Consider the following 18,244-nt stretch of genomic DNA (forward strand, 5'->3'; position numbering starts at 1 on the left):
CTGGCGCTACGAGAATCGTGCCGTCGCGTCATCGAGGTTGCGCTGCGCCGCGACGGTCAACCCCAGTTCGAGTTCGAACTCGAACCCCCTGATCGCCAGGACGTGCGACTCCGGTAGACGGTCGAAGCACTGCTGACTGGTCGCCATGAGGGCGGGGACCGAGATGGCGTGCGACGTAAAGGTGAAGTCCATCTTCGGCTCCGGGCGATACAACGTGAACGACGTGACGGCAACGTCTTGGGTGGCGTCGACGAACAGTACCCGTCGTTTGGTGCTGATCAGCTCCGAGTCCTCCAGCAAGAGTTGATAATTACGCCGGATCTCCGCCCTGGGGCAGCGGCCCTGCGCCTCGAGCCAGTCGACGAAGGCCCAACCCAGGCCGTCATCCTGCCTGCCCACATTGCCGACGCCGTAGATCAGGCAGGACTCGTCGTCGAACACGTCGAGGTTCACGATCTGACGCGTTCCTCGATCACGTTTCCCGCCGGATCGCGGATGGTCACGATCAACGGCATCTGCCCGAGGGCGTGCGTCGCGCAGCTCAGGCAGGGGTCGAACGCTCGGATTCCGACTTCGATCGCATTCATCATCGCTTCGGTGATGTCACCGTGCCCCACCAGGTAGTCCTGCGCCACCGCGCGCACCGTGCGGTTCAGGACCTCGTTGTTCTGCGTCGTGGCCACGATGAGGTTCGCGAACGTGATGTCACCGTCGGCGCCGGCCCGGTAGTGGTGCAGCAACGTCCCCCGGGGAGCCTCCACGACGCCGACGCCCTCACCGACCCAGGCGCCGGGGGCTGGTGCGGCGATCAGGTCGTCGTTCTGCAGGTCGGGATCGCGCAGCAACTCCTCGATCAGCTCCGCGGCATGGAGTACCTCGATCGTCCGAGCCCAATTGGTATGCAAGGTCATGTTGTTGGGCACACCGCCGGTATAGGCGTGGAAGCGCTCCAGGGCCTCCTGGGCCAATGGAGTGGACAGTGAGTTCGTCACGTTCATGCGGGCGAGTGGGCCCACCCGGACCGAGCCGTGCTCTCTACCGAGCGCCTTGAGGAAGGGGAACTTCATGTAACTCCACTCTTCGACAGCCTCCGAGAAGTGATCCAGATAGTCGTGGTAGTCGAATTCCCGGACGATGCGCTTGTTCTCGTCGACTATGCGCAGCACGCCGTGGTAGTAGTCAACGTTGCCGTCGACGTCGACCAGAGACATGTTGAGCGCCGGAACGTTCGCGAAACCGTCCACCGCACTTCGGCTCTTCTCGTGGAACTCTTCGAATAGACGGAGACCGTCCCGTGCGTAGTCGAGAACCTCTTCGATGGACGGGAGTCCCTCCTCCCCGTTCAGGAGTCGGTCACATTCCGCGCGGCTCAGGTTCTTGTCGACGCCTCCTGGCACCGAGCTGATGCCGTGCATTCTCCTGCCGAAGACCGTCTTGATGACCTCCTGCCCCCACTTGCGCAGCATGATCACCCGTCGCATCAACGCCGGATCGGCCTCGATGAGCCCGACGAGGTTGCGCTGCTCTGGCGCGGCATCCATCCCGAACATCATCTCGGGGACGACCAGATAGAAGTACGCCGTCACATGGGATTGCAGCATCTGCGCGTAATGGCCGAGACGGCGAATCTTCTCGGCCGTCCGCGTCAATCCGGTCCCAGCTTCCCCGCCGACGCCGATCATGTCGTCGAGCACCTTGGCGCCACACAGATGGTGACTGACGAAGCAGATGCCGCAGATTCGTTGCATCAGCACCGGTGCCTCCCAGAAGGGATGGCCTTGGATGAACTTCTCGAATCCGCGAAATTCGACGACGTGCAACCTCGCGTCGACGACGTTGCCGTCATCGTCGAGGTTGACGGTCACCTTGCCGTGCCCCTCGATGCGGGTGACGGGGTCGATGACGATCTTTTGACTCAAAGGACGCCTCCGGAATCAGTCGTAGTGGTTCAGCGAACGGGGCAGCGCCACGGGCCGGCCGTGAATCAGATCGTCGAGCACCGCGAAGATGGCATCGGCGTCCGGCGGACAACCGGGAATGAAGTAGTCCATCTCGACCACTTCGTGGCACGGGTGGACCTTGGTGGTGAGTCGCGGGATGTCCGGGTGAAAGGGGATCACGGGCGCGGCACCCGCAACGGCGGTCGGTGAGTCGACGTACGCCTCGGCAAGACAGTCCTTCAACTCGAACACGTTGCGCATCGCCGGGACACCGCCCCAGACGGCGCATGCTCCGACGGAGATCAGGACGTCGCAGTTGTCCCGGAAGTGGCGCAGCGTCTCGATGTTGTCCTCGTTCGCCACGCCGCCTTCGATGAAGCCGATCGCGCACCGTTCGGTGATTCTCTTGATGTCGGTGAGCGAGGACCGCAGGATGGTGATCTCCGTCAGTAGCGGCAGTATCCGCTCGTCCATGTCGAGAAACGACAGTGTGCACCCCCAACAGCCGCACAGCCCGATCATCGCCACCTTGACCTTGCCGTCGCGACCGGAGGACGTCACGGGATCCACTGCCGTCGTGGGCAGTTCGTCCGACCTCACCTCGTCGGTCACGGTGCGCCCGATCCATTCGTCTGGTCGAGCGCACGGTCGCGGACCGAGTGCACTTCGTACTTGCGGCGCCCGATCGGCACGTCGTAACCGACCCGCTTCTCGAGGATGGCCCCGACCGGGCAGATCTCGACGGCGTAGCGGACCTGTTCGATCGGCATGGCGTCGGCGCGTTCGGTATCGACTTCGATGCGTGATTCGCTGCCGCGGTGGCTGATGCTGAAGATCTTGTCGCCCGTGGTCTCGTCGCGGACGAAGTCCACGCAGCGTTGGCAGAAGATGCAGCGGTCCCGCTCCAGCCAGATGCGTTCCGACGCATGGTCTCGCTCACGCTGCGGGAACCGGTACGGGAAGCGTGACACCAGCATGTCCACCTCGTACCCGACCGCCTGAAGTGTGCAGCGACCACTCTTCTCACAGCTCGGACAGTTGTGGTTGCCTTCGGCGAACAGCAGCTCTACCAGAGCCTTCCGCATGTCAGTCGTCTCCGGCTCGTCGACCTCGACCGTCATGCCGCCGCGGACGCGGACCGTACACGCCGCGACCACGGCGCCGTCCACCTTCACCGAACACACCCGGCACGTCCCGAGGCATGGCTTGCCACGCAGGTAGCACAGGGTCGGGATGTACACACCTGCGTCCGCGGCGACGTCGACCAGAACTCCGCCCTCCTCTGCCGCCACCGATACCCCGTCGATCTCGATCGAGATGCTCATGTCGTTGCACCCGTCTGCAATTCGGTGACAACCTTCCCGTGCCCGGCCAGTGCGACATCGGGGTCGAACGAGGCGAGCAGGGCGTGTTCCTGGGTGCGCAACCTCCGCCGATAGATCTCGGGGAACGCCTCCAGCGTGCTCAGAATCGGATTGGGTGCGGTGACCCCAAGCCCGCATCGACTGGTCGCCTGTAGCAGCGCACCCAACCGGGCCATGTCGTCGAGGTCCCACTGCACCCCGTTGCCTGCCAGGACGAGTTCGACCTTGGCGTGCAGATCGACCGTGCCGGCTCGGCATGGCACACAGATGCCGCACGACTCGTCGGCGAAGAACCGGGTGTAGTCCCTCACGCAGTCGAGCAGGTCACGGGTGGTGTCGAAGACGGTGACGGCGCCATTGCACGCGACGTCCTCGTAGGCGATCCGGCGCGCACCGTCGGACTGCACCGACAGACACTCCCCCGATGGGCCGCTGATCTGGACGGCGTGGGCGTCGTGGGCACCGGCCATGGACAGTACTTCGCCGACTGTGATGCCCCATTCGATCTCATAGACGCCGGGCCGGCTGCAATCCCCGGCGACACTCACCAGGCGGGTGCCCGCCGATGCGGGCGTCCCCATGCGCCTGAACCATTGCGCGCCTTCTTCCATGACACGGGCTGCGGCAACGAAGGTTTCGACGTTGTTGACGCAGGTGGGATGGCCCAGGTAGCCCTGCTGGACTGGGTACGGGGGCTTGAGCCGGGGCGTGCCCCGCTTGCCCTCGCAGGACTCGATCAGAGCGGACTCTTCACCGCAGACGTAGGCTCCTGCCCCCATCTGGATGCGGATGTCGAAGTCGAAGCCGCGCTCCCCACCGATGCCGTGTCCGAGCAGCCCGTCAGCACGGAGTTCCTGAAGCTGGCTCTCCAGATAGCGCTTCAGGTAGACGTATTCGGCTCGCAGATAGAGGATTCCGTGCTCACTGCCGATCGCGTGGGCGGCGATGACCATGCCAAGGAAGACGTCCTTGGGCGAGCGGGTCAACAGTGCGCGATCCTTGAACGTGCCGGGCTCACCCTCGTCGGCGTTGCAGATGACGTACTTCTCGTTCCCCGGGGCGGCGCGGCACAGCTGCCACTTCGATCCGGTGGAAAAGCCTGCGCCGCCGTATCCACGCAGACCGGACGCTGTGATCGTGCCGATGATCTCCTCGGGCGTCATCCCGAGGCACCGTTTGAGCAACGCCGCGTGATCCGCCTGCCCGTGGAAGAACACGGGTCCCCGGCTGAGGACGTTGGACTCCACCAGGTGGTCGACGTAGGCGACGCCATCCTCGGCTAGCCCAGCCGGATTGGCGATGTCCGCGGCGGGTCTTCCCGCCCTGAGCTGGGCGACGACGTCTGCGACGACGCCGGGCGTCAGGCGGGTGAACACCACGCCGTCGACGAGCATCGCCGGTTCTTGATCGCTGAGCCCGATGCACGGCGTTTCGAACAGGCCGAACATCGCAGCGCCTCCGGTGTCCCCGAAGCGAACGCATGTCTCCCGCTCGAGCGCGTCGAATACCGCCTGGTAGCCGTTCATCTTGGCGATCACCGTGTTACTCAGATAGATCCGGTGCTTCCCCGATGGCACGGTGTGGAAGAAGTGATAGAACGACGCCGTCTCCAGGATGTCCAGTGGAGTCGTGTTCAGCCCGGCCGCCAATTGCGGCAGATGCTCAGCGGGAATGTGGCCGTACAGATGCTGGACGTCCCAGAGAATGTCGATCAACCGTGTTCCGTCGTAGCGGTGGCGCCGGAGCACGGCGTCGATCGAGGCGTGGGGAGTCATTCAGTCGGCCAATGCGAGGACGTCGTCGAAGCCTGCAGTGATGCAGTCGAGGAATACGTCGAAGTCCGGGATTGCCCCTGTGTCGGCGTTGATGCCGATACTGCAGGTGTCGACATAAGACAGCAAGGTGATGTTGAATGCCGCCCCGATCGTCGGCGAGAACGCGTGCTGGCTCCGTACCGCCGCACCGGCGAGGAACACTGGTGTTGGGATGCCGGGCACGTCGCTGGCCACGAAGTCGACATTGCGTAGGACCGAACTGACGTACCAGCGCGGCGCCAGATTGAGAGCGCCGGCGATGAGCTGTGTGTGTGCCAGTGACTCTTCATGGCGGACCTCGTCGGTTAGCTCGTGGATCATGCGAATCCGTTGCGCGGCGTCGTCGACGGCGGCAGGCACGGCGAACCGCATGAGGGTCGCCCGGTTTCCCCCGAGGGGATCGGCCGCAGTTCGGATGCTGATCGGCATCGTCACGGTGAGGTCGCCCACCTCGACGCCGTGTGCGTGGTGGTAGCGACGCAGACCTCCCGCGACCGCGGCGAGGAATGCATCGTTCAACGTTCCCCCGGCAACGACGCCGGCCCGATGCAACGCCTCCATGGGGACGTCGTGCATCGCGAGTCGGCGACCTCGACTGCGGCCGACCATGATCGGCGAACCCGGCCGGGTGATCGGACGGGTGGTGCGGTAGACCGACGCAGCCGTGGAGTAGGCATCCTTCGTGGTCGCGAAGGGTTGACGAATTGCGCTTGCCGCAGTGGCCTGCGCCGCCTTCCACACTCCCCAACCCGCACCGGCCACGAGGCCGAACTCGTAACGAAGACCGTCTCGCAACCTGCCAAGAGAACTCGGCGCGGCTGCTGTCGGCGCTGCGGAGATCGCGCACTTCTCGAACGGCGCGGCACGGTCGTACAAGATCTTTCCGAGTTCAACGGCGCCGACCCCGTCGGTGATGGCGTGGTGCAACTTGCACAACAGTGCCGCGCCGCCATCGGACAGGCCGTCGACCATCGTCACCTCCCACAGCGGTCGGGAGCGGTCGAAGTCCGCCATCGCCGCGATACGGGCCATTTCGAGGACGGTGTCGACTGTGCCGGGTGCGGGGGCGGTGACTCTCCGCAAGTGATACGAGAGGTCGAAGTCTGGATCCACTTCCCAGCTGGGTGGCATGGTGGGCAGCGGCGACGACACCACGCGCTGCCGGAAGGTGCGCACGCGTCGGGAGAGTTGGTCGAAGCGGTTGACGACCTCGCACCAGTCCGGGGTCCGGTCGAGCAGCACCAACGTGACGATGGTCGACCGGAGTCGAGGGTCGCCTTCGATCGACCACACGAATGCGTCACTGTTCTGCAGGAATTCAGCCATGTCTAGTCCGGGCGCAAGATCGGTCGCAATGCATGGAGTACGCCGGGATCTTCGATCGTCGAAGGCATCGGTTCGTCCTTGCCATGGGCTATGCCGCGCATCGTCTTGCGCAGGATCTTTCCCGAACGCGTCTTCGGCAGCGCCGCTACGACATCCACCAGCTTGAAGCAGGCCACCGCTCCGATCTCGTCACGCACGGACTTGATCAGGGCGTCGGCCAGACCCTCGGGTGATGCGCCCGCCTTCAGCACGACGAATCCGCGCGGGACCTGACCCTTTATCTCGTCGGCGACGCCGATGACCGCACACTCGGCCACGGCTGGGTGTGCGGCGATGACCGATTCGATCGCGCCAGTGGAGAGTCGGTGTCCCGCAACGTTGATCACGTCGTCCACCCGACCCATCACGAAGAGGTACCCCTCATCGTCCAGATAGCCGCCGTCGCCCGTCAGGTAGTAGCCCGGATGCTCGCAGAGGTAGGACGCCTGGTAGCGAGCATCGTCGTTCCACAAGGTCGGCAGCGTGCCCGGTGGCAGCGGCAACTTCAGGCAGACCACGCCCTCCTCTCCGGGTTCACAGCGGTCACCGTCAGGGTGCAGGATGCGGACGTCATATCCCGGCATCGGCACCGTGGGCGACCCCGCCTTGAACGGCAGCGCCTCGACGCCCATCGGGTTGGCGGCGATCGGCCATCCGGTCTCGGTCTGCCACCAGTGATCGACCACTGGAACGCCGAGCTGGTGCGATGCCCAGTGGTAGGTATCGGGGTCCAGACGCTCTCCGGCCAAGAAGAGATACTTCAGCGCGGACAAGTCGTGCCGACGGATGTGGGTACCGTCGGGATCCTCCTTCCGAATTGCCCGGATCGCCGTCGGTGCCGTGAAGAGGACCTTCACCCGGTGCTCGGCGGCCACTCGCCAGAATGCGCCAGGATCCGGGGTGCCGACCGGTTTGCCCTCGTAGAGCACCGTCGTCGCGCCGAGCAGAAGCGGACCGTAGACGATGTACGAATGCCCGACGACCCAACCCACGTCGGACGCTGCCCAGAACACCTCGCCAGGACGCACGTCGTAGACGTGCCGCATGCTCCACATCAGGGCGACCGCGTGGCCACCGTTGTCGCGGACCACGCCCTTGGGCGCGCCAGTCGTCCCCGAGGTATAGAGCACGTAGAGCGGATCGGTGGCTGCAACCGCTACCGGTTCGGCGGGCTCCGCGGTCGCCATCAGTTCGTGCCAGTCATGGTCGCGATTCTCGATCATGCTGCAGCGCAACTGATCCCGCGCAACGATCACGCAGGCCCCGACTCGATGTTCGGCGGCGTCGAGCGCAGCGTCGAGCATGGGCTTGTACTCCACGGTGCGCGACGACTCGATGCCGCACGACGCCGACACGACGACCACGGGCGTGGCATCGTCGATGCGGGAAGCCAGCTCGTGCGGCGCGAACCCACCGAACACCACGCTGTGCACCGCACCTATCCGCGCGCAGGCGAGCATCGCGATGACGGCCTCGGGAATCATGGGCATGTACACCACGACGCGGTCGCCCTTGGCTACGCCCAGCCGACGTAGCACTCCCGCGAACCGCGCGGTCTCGTCCAGCAGCTCGGCATAGGTGTAGGTGCGCTGCGAACCGGTCACCGGCGAGTCGTAGATGAGCGCGGGTTGATCGGCGCGGCCTGCCGCAACGTGGCGGTCCAACGCGTTGACGCACGTGTTGAGCTGGGCGTCGGGAAACCAGCGGTAGTACGGCGGGTTCGAGTCATCGAGAACCGTGCGAGGCTCTCGGATCCAGCTGACGTCGCGGGCCGCCTCGGCCCAGAACGCCTGCGGGTCGGTGAGGCTCCACTCGAACAGTTCGGCGTACCGGGCAGCCCCGCCCGACACAGGAGGACGTTCCGACGCTTGCGCGCTGTAGGGCATTTGGATCCTTGTCGAACGAGCAGCGGCCACGGCGATCGAGGCCTCTTCCCGACGGTAGCCAGACGGATGTCGGACCGAAGGTGTCATTGGGCCCAGCCCGTGCGCCAAAGGTCCCGGGTGCTCCGCCGGCCGGGGTGTAGGGCCGAAATGCTCTGGTGAGATCTCCCGTCACGACACAGCCTGAAGAAGGCCGAAGGAGGACACCGATGCGCGATCACTGGTTGGTGATGGAGGGCGACGGTCCACCGGCGCCCTTCGGAACGAGGCTGGCCGCCGCCGGGCGGCATCTGCCCGCCACACGCTTGAGCACTGACGAGTTGATGGCGACCACACGGCATGACACGCACATCGACTTGGAACGGCTCACCGGAATCCACGAACGCCGCGTGTCGGTCGGCGAGGAAGACTCCTACACCCTCGCCACTTCGGCGGCAGTGGACTGCCTCGAGAGGGCCCAGCAGAACGGCGCGACGCTCGACGTCGTGATCAGCTGCAGCATCACGAAGTTCCGCGACGGCCTGACGCAATGGGTGGAGCCGACCACGAGCAGCGCCGTTGCACGTGCGATCGGGGCGGAGAACGCCATGACGTTCGACCTGTCGAACGCCTGCGCCGGCATGCTCACCGGAGTGACGGTGCTCAACGATTGGATTCGCCAGGGCGTCGTCGAAAGAGGCCTGGTGGTCAGCGGCGAATACATCTCGCAACTCGGCCAGAATGCGGCTCGGCACATCCGCACCATTCTGAGCAAGGAACTTGCGTGCCTGACCCTTGGCGACGCGGGCGCCGCACTCCTACTGGAACGGGCGCCGTCCGGTTCCATGGGTATCAGCCTCGCGGGCTTCACCACCGTCGCCGACCACAGCCGACTCTGTCTGGCGTACCCGAAGGGTGACGACCCGGGGGCCCGGATGTTCACCGACTCGCGGGGGATCCAGCGCGCAGCGATCGCCGACACGCCGTATCTCTTGCACGAGATCCTCGACACCGCAGGGATTTCGATGCGCGACGTCGACCACGTGATCACCCACCAGACGTCTGCCCGAGCGATACGCAAGGGCATGACCGCACTCGCCGACTCATTCGGCGAGGGCCCGCGCAACGACGCCGTGATCACCGTCGACCGCTACGGCAACACCGCCTCGACGACCCACACGGTCGCACTCGTCGAAGAACTCGAGGCCGGCCGGATCCGTGCCGGAGAGACCATCGCGCTGATCGCGCTGGCGTCGGGCTTGGAAATCGGCGTCGTCCTCCTCACCGTCGACGAGGAGTTGGTGAACCGCTATGGGCACGGTCGTTGACCGCATCGAGGTCACCACCGGGCGGTGGCGCAACCGACACAGCGCCCTGCACCTCGCCGTCGACGCTGCGAAGACCTGTTTGCACGGGGCCGGACGAGACCCCCATGCCGTCGACCTCCTCATCAATGCAGGCATCTACCGTGACCGCAACCTGGCAGAACCCGCGCTTGCCGCGCTCATTCAGCAGGACGTCGGTGCCAATCCCGAGGCTCCGCACCGGAACGGACATGGCACCTTCTCCTTCGACGTCGCCAACGGAGCGTGCGGAGTTCTCACGGCCTTGCAGATCGTCGACGGCTTTCTGCGATCTCATACCATCGGATGCGCCCTGGTGGTTGCGAGCGACGCGAACCCCGGACGTGGACTCAGCGAGCACTTCCCGTTCTCCCCGGTCGGTGCGGCACTATCGTGCGAGTGGGTCGACGGTGATTGCGGGCTCGGCCGCGTGCACTGGTTCAACGTGCCCGACGACGGCGAAACCTTCCGCGCCACCGTGGGATTCGAGGACTCGCGCAACCTGCTGCGCTTCCACTGGTCCGACGCGATGGACGAGCAGTTCGCCAGGGCGGGCGCTGAGGTCGCGCGTCGATGCCTGCGCGCATCGTCACTCCAGGTCGCCGACGTCGACGTCATAGTGGCGGCGCCTGCCCGCCGCGGCTACCACACCGCGCTGGCCGAACACCTCGGCGTACCGGTGGCCCGAATAGTCGTCGCAGACGACGAGGGGATGCACACGGCAGCCTTGGCTGCCGCGCTCCGCGACGTGACCCAGCGAACACCCGACGGCGGGCGCGTTCTGCTGATCGCCGCGGGGGCTGGCGTCACCGCAGGCGCCGCTCTGTACACCATGCCTCCGGCCGGGTCTTGAGACGACCCCCAAGCAAAGGACGAACACGATGTCGAACACCAGCACACGCCCGGGGATCGTCGTCGGCGTCGATGGTTCACCGGGCTCGGTGGTCGCCCTGCGATGGGCTGCCCGCAACGCCGAGATGAGGAATCTTCCGTTGACCCTGGTGCACGTCTGTCACGGGCACCGCGAGCACGGACAACGAATACTGAGCGAGGCGCGCCAGGTCGTCGCCGATGCCTGCCCAGGCGGATCGGTACGCGTTCATCGTGAAATGCCAATCGCGCATGCCGTTTCCGCCCTCGTCGACCAGTCGAAGAACGCGACGCTCGTCGTGGTGGGGTGCCTCGGCACCGGCACGTTGCGGGGGCGGCGACTGGGCTCCGTGAGTTCGGGCCTGACTCATTACGCTCACTGCCCAGTCGCCGTGATTCACGACGGCATCGGATTGGACCTCGACTCCACCGCACCGGTGGTCGTCGGAATCGACGACTCGTCGGCTTCGCAATCCGCTGCCGCGATCGCGTTCGACGAAGCCTCCCACCGCAAGGTCGAGTTGGTGGCCTTGCGTGCCTGGAAAGACGTCAGCCCATTCGACTCGGCCGTGAGCTTCTCAGGGAAGGGGTGGCGCGCGCTGCACGCCAAGGAGGAGGAGTCGATGGCCCTGCAATTGGCCCCCTGGATCGACCGCTATCCGGATGTGCCGGTGAGGCGCGTGATAGTGCGCGACAACGACGCCGCCCGTCGACTCATCGACCAATCGCGTTCCGCTCAACTCATCGTCGTCGGAAGTCACGGTAGCGGCGGCTTCGCCGGGATGTTGCTGGGTTCGGTCAGCGCGGCCGTCGTGCTGCTCTCGCGGGTGCCGGTCATCGTGGCGCGACAACGCTAGGGGGCTCAAGGTGACGATTTCAGCCATCACCCGCGCTTTGAACCCGCTGTGAGCTGCGGGTTCGTGGTGGTCCCGACTGGGATCGAACCAGTGACCTTCCGCGTGTGAGGCGGACGCTCTCCCCCTGAGCTACGAGACCGGGGACGCCATCGACCGTGATCGAATGGACGAGAAAGATTAACACGGCGGCCCCTCGGCGCGGGAATCTGGATCCGCGACGGGGACGACGCCCCCGCGCGGTGGGCCGCTGGCCCAGGTCCGGGGTTGCGGTCCCACCGCGCCGCGGTCACCGGCGGGTGAACGTCACCGCACCCGGCTGACCGACTCGGTGTCGTCGTCGCCGTCGTCACTGGGCAGGTGGACGTCGTGGACCGTGACGTTTACTTCCGTCACCTCCAATCCCGTCATGCGCTGAATCGCCGCGATCACGTTGCGGCGCAGGCCTGCAGCGAGGTCGGCGATGGACACGCCGTACTCGGCCACCACGTCGATGTCGACCGCGGCCTGCTTCTCCCCCACCTCGACGGAGACGCCCTGGGACAGGTTGGTGCCCGTACCCGGAATGCGTTCGCGCAGTGCACCGACGACGCGCGACGCGCCGCCGCCGAGGTCGTAGACGCCGCTCGCCTCGCGCGCGGCGATGCCTGCGACCTTCGAGACCACCGTGTCGGCGATCGTGGTCTTGCCCTGTGAGCTGACGAGTGTTGAATCGGCCGCTGCGGCAACGCTCTTGCCGGGTGCTGCGGTGGTGGTTTGGGTAGTCATCGTTCTTCGATCTCCTTCGGTGTCGAGTGGCACGTTCCCGAATGGGACCTGCCGAAGTGGTTGCGGCGCAGCGATCTCGTGACGCCGGTGGTGCGAACCGTGCCGCTTCGCGCGGAGGCGGCACGGTTCGCGGTGGACGCCTACTTGTTGAAGGTGTCCTTGATGTTCTCGCCGACCTTCTTCACGCCGGACACGCCCTGGTCCTTCTTGCCCTCAGCGGCCAGCTCGTCGTTGTTGGTGACGTCGCCGACGACCTCCTTGGCCTTTCCGATGGCGTCCTCGGCAGCGTTCTTGGCCTTGTCAACGATTCCCATGAGATTCCCTTTCGTTGTGTATCCCTCTGCCTCCGAGCGGTTTCGGAGGAAGTTCCTTAGCGGGTGAGCGCGTGGCTCACGCCGGCCAGCGCAGACCGCGTGACCTTCGATCCCCGGCTGCGCGTTGCCTGGGAGCGAGCGCGACGAGCCAGGAGCAGTGCGGCGATTGCGGCTGCGACGATCGCTGCGACGATCACGCGGTTGTCGCGTGCCACCGAGGCGGCGTCGTCGAGGTGCAGCTGCCGGGCGGCATCGGCGGTCTCGTGCGCCAGGTGCGAGACCTTCTCCTGCGCAACGTCGGCGGCTTCGCCAACCGACTCCTTGACCTCGGTGGCCTTGTCGGCCGCTGCGTCGATCCCCTGCTTGACCTTCGCCTCCGCTTGATCAGCGGCGCCTTCGGCTTCGAGATCGTCGTTGCCCGTGAGGTCCCCGGCGGTGCGCTTGGCGCGTCCTGCGACCTCTTGGGCCTTGTCTGCGAAATCCGCCATGACGGTGGTGTCCCTCCTACTCGTCGCGCGCCGCGGATCGGCGTGCGGTGCTTCTCGGTTTCGAGGAGTCGTAGGTAGGACGGCACGGGGCCGTGAGACCGAACGGGTGATCTTGGTGAGCCCGCTCACAGAGGGGCGAACCCGCTCGGCCGACGTGACTCGTCCGCGACTGTCGGGTGGTGTCCTGACCTGCCGCGACGGCCGTTCGTCTAGGGGATTTGTGCCCGCTCGATCGAGTCGACTATTGTCGTCCTTCGCAACGTGCGACGATCTCGGACGTAGCGTGCGGACGTGGCGCAGTTGGTAGCGCACAACCTTGCCAAGGTTGGGGTCGCGGGTTCGAATCCCGTCGTCCGCTCGGAGTACGAAGTGGTATCAAGCCCAGCGGTGGAGTGGCCGAGTGGTGAGGCAACGGCCTGCAAAGCCGTGCACACGGGTTCGATTCCCGTCTCCACCTCCGAAGAATGACCCCCGGCGCGATTAGCTCAGCGGGAGAGCGCTTCCCTGACACGGAAGAGGTCACTGGTTCAATCCCAGTATCGCGCACCATGCTTCACCCGCGGCAACGCCGCGAAGTGCAGGACGAATGAATTGCACGTGAACTCGGTTCAGGGCAATTACAGCGCATCCTCTCGGGCGAGGCGCGGCACCTCAAGACGGATGGGCGTGCTCCTGGACTCTCGGATCGCGGCAATGTACGCCCGAAGCTCCTGGCTTCGTCGTCGAGCCTCGACAGACCTCTGAACGAGGTCATCGGATTGAGGCCTCTAATCGTCGGATGACACAGTTCTGACATCGGCCCTGCCAAGTGGCGCCGTCGAGTCGTCGACGCAACGATCATGACCGTGGCCACCTACGAGCAATACACGGGCGAGTACTGCGATTGCGGCCACATGATGTCCTTCCACATCACTCAGCTCAAGGCGTGGGGATACCCCGAAGATCGCCGCATCGGCCCTAGTTGCTGGTTGGACGAATGCGACGAACACCAACTGCCGGAACTGCTCGAAGGCGCCTGACCCCAACAGACAGCGATACGCGGGCGGCCTCGCCAACGTCGGGGGGATGTCCGCTGGCGAGGCCTAAGCGCCGCGGCAGCCGAGGGGATGTCCGCGAAACCTGGCACGCACCGTACGCACATCACGATCAAGCGCGAAGGATAAGTCGTGAAGCGCTCGTACTACGGCCACCCTTGGTCGTTTCATGGATGGTTCTTGCGTAAAACGAACCGGTCCTCGGGTAGTTCGTGCTTCCCTGGAAACGGCGCACGCAGCCCCTGATACGCCCCTACCCCGGATGGGGGGCGCAGCGGAAATGACCCCAAGAGGATCTAGCGATGCAACTGCTAGAGGAGTCGCAGCTCGCGCTGGAAGGTGGCTATTTCGATGCCCACGAGGTGCACGCGATTGCCCGTGTCTCGTTCGAAGCAGAGCGAGTCCGGGGTCAGCGAGGTGCGGACGGACCGGTAAACCGCAAAGCGGTGACTTCCCGTTGCGCTTGGTTGCCGACAGGCGTCGAACGTACCGCGAGCACAACTGGCCGATGCCTTCGTGCGCGCTGGCCAACGAAACTGCTCGACCAACGTCGGACGCTTTCGGTGTCGCCGCTGTGACCAGTTGCCGCAATCGCCGAGCGGAAACTGACGACCGTTGACTGAGGTGGTGTCGACCTCGTCCATCGAAGCGCTGCCCGGGGACTCCGGCGGGGTCCCCCCGAGGGGACCAGCGCGCAGCGGTACGACCGGAGCACCGACTTAGCGATCACAGCAGTTCGTCGACGATCTTGCACCTCAGAACCAAGACGTTTACAGGAACTGACGTTGCCGTAAGCGTGCGCGGTGTACGACTTGGGGGTCCCAGCGGTTGGGCATGAGGGGTCTCAACCGCTGGGAGCCCCACGAACGACTACTTCATGCCCAGCCCCGACCGATCCCACGATTCTGCAAACACCTTCGAAGGACACGGTTTCGCGGCCGGGGTGCCTGAGTTCATTCACTTTCGCGCACCAGCACTACCGCAGATCGGGCCCTCCTGGGCGTCATTCGGGCGGCTGCGCCGCCCAATCACGCGCACCGAGGTATCTGTGCATGGCCTGTCCCGTCTGGATCCGGACGTGCAGCACGCGGCGATACCCGCGCATCCATAGTTTCGCGAGCACCAGTGACCGGCCGGCGTACGGGTTGTGGTCACCGGGCTCGGCCAACGAGCCCTCGTAGAGGGCGTAGACGTACTCCGCGCGCTTCGACACCTGCCCAGCACGCAGGCACAACGATCCGAGGCGGTGGATGCGCGCCCGAAGACCCGTAGTCGAACGATGGTGGCGGCGCGAATGTTCCTCTAGTAGAACCCGTTCGGGGTTGCGAACGAGGCGGGAGCGACCCTAGCCCGCGTCCGGGTGTTCACGGCCGAACGCATCGAAGGCGTCGGCGATGTGGTCGGCGGTGGCGTCTGGATGCTCGAGGGCAATGGCCTCGAGCGCCGAGTAGGTCTTCTCACCCAACCCCTGCGCGTGCGGCGGGCGTACGCCCTTGGCCAGCGCGCGGTGCAACGAGTCACGGAAGACGCCAACTACGGGAGATTCTGGTGCCAACACCACGCCAAGTTACGACCATCGCATCCCTCGCGCTGACCGAGGAACCAAAAATTAACTGGCTGGTCAAATGTGCGTCATCTACGCCGTCGGGCTCCGGCGTGCGTTCCGTGCGATGAACGTCACGTGACGACGGATTGACCGGCCGATGGCGGACTGCGACGCTCATTCCGTGGCACGGGACAGCGAACAGCATCGGATTCAGCAGGTCATCATCAGGCTCACCGCCACCTACCCCGGCGTTCCGCAGGCGCGCATCGCGGACGTCGTGAAGACCGTTCATGCACGCTTCGACGGCCGTCCGCTGCGCGAGTTCGTGCCACTGTTCGTCGAGCGCGCCGCCAAGGTCGAACTGCGCGGTCAGAGCCTTCAGGGCGTCTGACGCCCGCCCGCTACGGCGATTCCGACGGGCAGTACGTCGCCGCGGCGGCGCCGACGAAGAATCCGCTGTCTTCGAGGCTCAATGTCGTCTCGGCGGCCACCTCCTCGGTGGCGTCCATCAGCGAGTTCCCGGCCAGCAGCATGTCGCACACCGCCAGACCCGCCTTCACCGCGTCGACGGGCGACGGGTAGACGATCCCTTCGTCGTCGAGCACGCTGAGGAAGACGTCATCGGCCTCGTCGGCATTCGCAGGCGCCGCCAGCATGGTCGCCAACGCGACGCCGGCCGCGGCGATGGACGACACGAATATTCTGCGCATGGCGCGCCTCCTGTGAATTGACTGAACGAAGAATACGCGCAGGTGGAGCCGCTTCGCTCAAGATCAGAAGACTCCATTCACCATCTCTTCACCGCCGATCGTGCTCGGCACCGTTCGGTTGCTGACACGATCGGGCGATGACCGACCGCATCGAAGTCCAACGCCCGATCGCCGCCTCCCCCACCGACGTCTTCGCCCTGCTGTGCGACCCGCAGGGGCACGTCGCCATCGACGCCACCGGGATGCTGCAGGACGCCGACGGCGACCCGGTGACGGCAGCCGGTGACAGCTTCGTCGTGCACATGGATCGCGAAGCGCTGAACGACTTTCCGCTCGGCAAGTACGACGTGACGGTTCAGATCACCGACTACGCCAAGGACGAACTCATTGCGTGGACCATCGTCGGCCAGATCAAGCCGCAGATCGGTCACGTCTACGGCTACCGCATCGAACCAGACCCGGAGAACGCGGACGGCAGCCTCGTGACGTCGTTCTACGACTGGAGCGACATCGACCAGCACTGGCGCGATGCCGGCATCTTCCCCGTCATCTCCGAGACCGCGCTGCGCGGCACGCTGGGAATCCTCGATCGCACTGTTCGACGCGGGTATCCCCGCGGCTGACCTGGGATTCGTGCACGGTGAGGCGCGGTGAGCGCGCCTGCGGATGCACGAATCGCTCGGAGGCGTCAACTCGGGGTTGACGAAATCTAGCCGTCAACCTACCGTTGACGCATGTCCGACAAGCCCGACATCACCCACCCCGTCCGCCTCGACGACCTGATCAACGTCATCAAGGGAGTCCACGACGAGCCCCTCGAGCAACTGACCGACGCCGTCCTCGCCGCCGAATCACTCGGCGAGGTGGCCGATCACCTCATCGGCCACTTCGTCGATCAGGCCCGCCGCTCCGGCGCCTCCTGGACCGACATCGGCAAGTGCATGGGCGTGACCAAGCAGGCAGCACAGAAGCGCTTCGTGCCGAAGGCCGACACCACGCCCATCGACCCGAACGAGGGCTTCACGCGGTTCACCCCCCGTGCGCGCACCGCCGTCGTCGAGGCGCAGAACGCCGCCCGCGACGCCGAGAACCTGGAGATCACCCCTGGGCATCTGATCCTCGGCCTGCTGGGCGACGAGGAGTCCCTGGCGCTGCGACTACTCGCCAGCCAGGGCATCGACGCCGAACGGATCCGCGCCGCCATCACGCTCCCACCCGCGACGGGCGAGCGGCACGAGCTGATCCCGTTCAACGGACCCGCAAAGAAGGTGCTCGAGCTGACGTTCCGCGAAGCACTTCGCCTGGGACACAACTACATCGGCACCGAGCACCTCGTCCTCGCACTGCTGGAGGCCGAGAACGCCGAAGGTCCGCTGCACGCCGTCGGCGTCGACAGGGAGCGCTTCGAGACCGGCCTCGCCGAACTACTTCGACAGTTCACCGGCGACGCCACCCAGTGACGTGGGAATACCCGGCGCACTACTGCGGTAGATAGACGCATGAAACTCGTCGAATCGGCACGCGCACTCATCGGTGACGGCGCGGACGCCACGCTGGTCACCATCAACCCCGACGGCAGCCCCCAGGTGTCCCTGGTGTGGGTGGCGCTGCAGTCCACTCCCACCGGCGACGAACTCGTCAGCGCGCACCTCTCCGAGTACCAGAAGACCCGCAACGTCCGCCGTGACCCGCGGGTCGCGCTGACGATCGTCGCCCCCGTTGAACCCGGCCAGCAGCGCAAGTACCTGTCGATTCAAGGCACCGCGCGGATCGTCGAGGGCGGCGCCCCCGAACTGCTCACCGAGCTGGCCGAGGCGCTTCTCGGATCCAGCGAGCACTTCCCGCCGCCCGATGCCCCCGCCGGACTGTTGACCCGCATCCGCATCGACAAGGTCAGCGGCATGGGTCCCTGGGCGTCCTGACCGACCGAACCCGCCGTCGTCGCTCCCGCGGTGTGCCATCATGCGAGGCA

21 protein-coding genes and 4 tRNA genes are annotated in these 18,244 nt (G+C 65.5%); 11 read left to right on the plus strand and 14 right to left on the minus strand.

Annotation, left to right across the window (positions count from 1 at the left end):
* Positions 1 to 6: 6 nt before the first annotated feature.
* From LOK44_RS22900 to LOK44_RS22930, 7 genes are read right to left on the minus strand one after another with little or no spacing between them, the layout of a single operon-like run.
* The gene (locus LOK44_RS22900) at positions 7 to 453 is read right to left on the minus strand and encodes a hydrogenase maturation protease (RefSeq protein WP_237572395.1); all 447 of its coding nucleotides are present in this window, start codon (positions 451 to 453) and stop codon (positions 7 to 9) included.
* Positions 450 to 1,919 carry a Ni/Fe hydrogenase subunit alpha gene (locus LOK44_RS22905; RefSeq protein ID WP_237572396.1) on the minus strand — a complete coding sequence of 490 codons (1,470 nt, stop codon included), beginning with the start codon at positions 1,917 to 1,919 and terminating at the stop codon, positions 450 to 452. The genes LOK44_RS22900 and LOK44_RS22905 overlap by 4 nt, the downstream gene beginning before the upstream one ends.
* 15 nt (positions 1,920 to 1,934) lie before the next feature.
* Positions 1,935 to 2,552 (minus strand): NADH-quinone oxidoreductase subunit B family protein, encoded by a 618-nt coding sequence (locus LOK44_RS22910; protein ID WP_237572397.1) that lies wholly within the window; start codon positions 2,550 to 2,552, stop codon positions 1,935 to 1,937.
* Entirely contained in the window at positions 2,549 to 3,265 is a 717-nt protein-coding gene (locus LOK44_RS22915) for a 2Fe-2S iron-sulfur cluster-binding protein (protein WP_237572398.1), read from the minus strand. Before LOK44_RS22915 ends, LOK44_RS22910 begins: the two co-directional genes overlap by 4 nt.
* On the minus strand, positions 3,262 to 5,079 hold the full coding sequence (locus LOK44_RS22920; protein ID WP_237572399.1) for an NAD(P)H-dependent oxidoreductase subunit E: 1,818 nt from the start codon (positions 5,077 to 5,079) through the stop codon (positions 3,262 to 3,264). The genes LOK44_RS22915 and LOK44_RS22920 overlap by 4 nt, the downstream gene beginning before the upstream one ends.
* On the minus strand, positions 5,080 to 6,444 hold the full coding sequence (locus LOK44_RS22925) for a wax ester/triacylglycerol synthase domain-containing protein (RefSeq protein ID WP_237572400.1): 1,365 nt from the start codon (positions 6,442 to 6,444) through the stop codon (positions 5,080 to 5,082).
* A 2-nt stretch (positions 6,445 to 6,446) separates the two neighbouring features.
* Positions 6,447 to 8,369, minus strand: coding sequence for a propionyl-CoA synthetase (locus LOK44_RS22930; RefSeq protein WP_283817899.1), 1,923 nt, complete (start codon positions 8,367 to 8,369; stop codon positions 6,447 to 6,449).
* Positions 8,370 to 8,575: 206 nt separating this feature from the next.
* Between LOK44_RS22930 and LOK44_RS22935 the strand changes: the two genes are divergently transcribed.
* The 3 genes from LOK44_RS22935 to LOK44_RS22945 are packed head-to-tail and all read left to right on the plus strand — an operon-like array spanning position 8,576 to position 11,415.
* Positions 8,576 to 9,673 carry a 3-oxoacyl-ACP synthase III family protein gene (locus LOK44_RS22935; protein WP_237572402.1) on the plus strand — a complete coding sequence of 366 codons (1,098 nt, stop codon included), beginning with the start codon at positions 8,576 to 8,578 and terminating at the stop codon, positions 9,671 to 9,673.
* Positions 9,657 to 10,541, plus strand: coding sequence for a 3-oxoacyl-[acyl-carrier-protein] synthase III C-terminal domain-containing protein (locus LOK44_RS22940; protein ID WP_237572403.1), 885 nt, complete (start codon positions 9,657 to 9,659; stop codon positions 10,539 to 10,541). The genes LOK44_RS22935 and LOK44_RS22940 overlap by 17 nt, the downstream gene beginning before the upstream one ends.
* A 28-nt stretch (positions 10,542 to 10,569) precedes the next feature.
* Positions 10,570 to 11,415 carry a universal stress protein gene (locus tag LOK44_RS22945; protein WP_237572404.1) on the plus strand — a complete coding sequence of 282 codons (846 nt, stop codon included), beginning with the start codon at positions 10,570 to 10,572 and terminating at the stop codon, positions 11,413 to 11,415.
* A 64-nt stretch (positions 11,416 to 11,479) separates the two neighbouring features.
* Here LOK44_RS22945 and LOK44_RS22950 read toward each other — a convergent pair.
* The 4 genes from LOK44_RS22950 to LOK44_RS22965 form a co-directional block, all read right to left on the minus strand.
* Positions 11,480 to 11,554 (minus strand) — tRNA-Val (locus tag LOK44_RS22950).
* 164 nt (positions 11,555 to 11,718) lie between these two features.
* A complete protein-coding gene (locus tag LOK44_RS22955) occupies positions 11,719 to 12,180 on the minus strand; it encodes an Asp23/Gls24 family envelope stress response protein (RefSeq protein ID WP_237572405.1) in 462 nt (153 codons plus the stop codon).
* A gap of 140 nt (positions 12,181 to 12,320) precedes the next feature.
* On the minus strand, positions 12,321 to 12,494 hold the full coding sequence (locus tag LOK44_RS22960) for a CsbD family protein (protein ID WP_163917946.1): 174 nt from the start codon (positions 12,492 to 12,494) through the stop codon (positions 12,321 to 12,323).
* Positions 12,495 to 12,550: 56 nt separating this feature from the next.
* A complete protein-coding gene (locus tag LOK44_RS22965; RefSeq protein WP_237572406.1) occupies positions 12,551 to 12,982 on the minus strand; it encodes a CsbD family protein in 432 nt (143 codons plus the stop codon).
* A 285-nt stretch (positions 12,983 to 13,267) separates the two neighbouring features.
* On the opposite strand from LOK44_RS22965, the gene LOK44_RS22970 reads away from it, so the two are divergent.
* The 4 genes from LOK44_RS22970 to LOK44_RS22985 all read left to right on the plus strand — a co-directional run bounded on the left by LOK44_RS22970 (position 13,268) and on the right by LOK44_RS22985 (position 14,001).
* Positions 13,268 to 13,340: transfer RNA gene (locus LOK44_RS22970), tRNA-Gly, on the plus strand.
* Positions 13,341 to 13,368: 28 nt separating this feature from the next.
* A tRNA-Cys gene (locus LOK44_RS22975) sits at positions 13,369 to 13,439 on the plus strand.
* A 17-nt stretch (positions 13,440 to 13,456) separates the two neighbouring features.
* Positions 13,457 to 13,531 (plus strand) — tRNA-Val (locus LOK44_RS22980).
* 296 nt (positions 13,532 to 13,827) lie between these two features.
* Entirely contained in the window at positions 13,828 to 14,001 is a 174-nt protein-coding gene (locus tag LOK44_RS22985) for a hypothetical protein (RefSeq protein ID WP_237572407.1), read from the plus strand.
* 1,018 nt (positions 14,002 to 15,019) lie between these two features.
* Here LOK44_RS22985 and LOK44_RS22990 read toward each other — a convergent pair.
* Together LOK44_RS22990 and LOK44_RS22995 are read right to left on the minus strand one after the other, a co-directional pair.
* Positions 15,020 to 15,229 carry a ribosome modulation factor gene (locus LOK44_RS22990; protein ID WP_237572408.1) on the minus strand — a complete coding sequence of 70 codons (210 nt, stop codon included), beginning with the start codon at positions 15,227 to 15,229 and terminating at the stop codon, positions 15,020 to 15,022.
* Positions 15,230 to 15,361: 132 nt separating this feature from the next.
* The gene (locus tag LOK44_RS22995) at positions 15,362 to 15,574 is read right to left on the minus strand and encodes a hypothetical protein (RefSeq protein WP_237572409.1); all 213 of its coding nucleotides are present in this window, start codon (positions 15,572 to 15,574) and stop codon (positions 15,362 to 15,364) included.
* A 169-nt stretch (positions 15,575 to 15,743) separates the two neighbouring features.
* Here LOK44_RS22995 and LOK44_RS23000 point away from each other — a divergent pair, with 169 nt between their 5' ends.
* Positions 15,744 to 15,953 carry a three-helix bundle dimerization domain-containing protein gene (locus tag LOK44_RS23000; protein WP_237572410.1) on the plus strand — a complete coding sequence of 70 codons (210 nt, stop codon included), beginning with the start codon at positions 15,744 to 15,746 and terminating at the stop codon, positions 15,951 to 15,953.
* 10 nt (positions 15,954 to 15,963) lie between these two features.
* On the opposite strand, the gene LOK44_RS23005 is transcribed toward LOK44_RS23000, so the two are convergent.
* A complete protein-coding gene (locus LOK44_RS23005) occupies positions 15,964 to 16,272 on the minus strand; it encodes a DUF732 domain-containing protein (protein ID WP_237572411.1) in 309 nt (102 codons plus the stop codon).
* Positions 16,273 to 16,409: 137 nt separating this feature from the next.
* On the opposite strand from LOK44_RS23005, the gene LOK44_RS23010 reads away from it, so the two are divergent.
* The 3 genes from LOK44_RS23010 to LOK44_RS23020 all read left to right on the plus strand — a co-directional run bounded on the left by LOK44_RS23010 (position 16,410) and on the right by LOK44_RS23020 (position 18,194).
* Positions 16,410 to 16,895, plus strand: coding sequence for an SRPBCC family protein (locus LOK44_RS23010; protein WP_237572412.1), 486 nt, complete (start codon positions 16,410 to 16,412; stop codon positions 16,893 to 16,895).
* Between the two features lie 111 nt (positions 16,896 to 17,006).
* Positions 17,007 to 17,732: a Clp protease N-terminal domain-containing protein gene (locus tag LOK44_RS23015; RefSeq protein ID WP_237572413.1), complete on the plus strand. Its 726-nt coding sequence runs from the start codon at positions 17,007 to 17,009 to the stop codon at positions 17,730 to 17,732.
* Positions 17,733 to 17,771: 39 nt separating this feature from the next.
* Positions 17,772 to 18,194: a PPOX class F420-dependent oxidoreductase gene (locus tag LOK44_RS23020; RefSeq protein WP_237572414.1), complete on the plus strand. Its 423-nt coding sequence runs from the start codon at positions 17,772 to 17,774 to the stop codon at positions 18,192 to 18,194.
* The last annotated feature ends 50 nt before the right edge of the window (positions 18,195 to 18,244 follow it).

This window comes from Mycolicibacterium lacusdiani, assembly GCF_021916785.1.
In the GTDB taxonomy this organism is placed as follows: Bacteria; Actinomycetota; Actinomycetes; order Mycobacteriales; family Mycobacteriaceae; genus Mycobacterium; species Mycobacterium lacusdiani.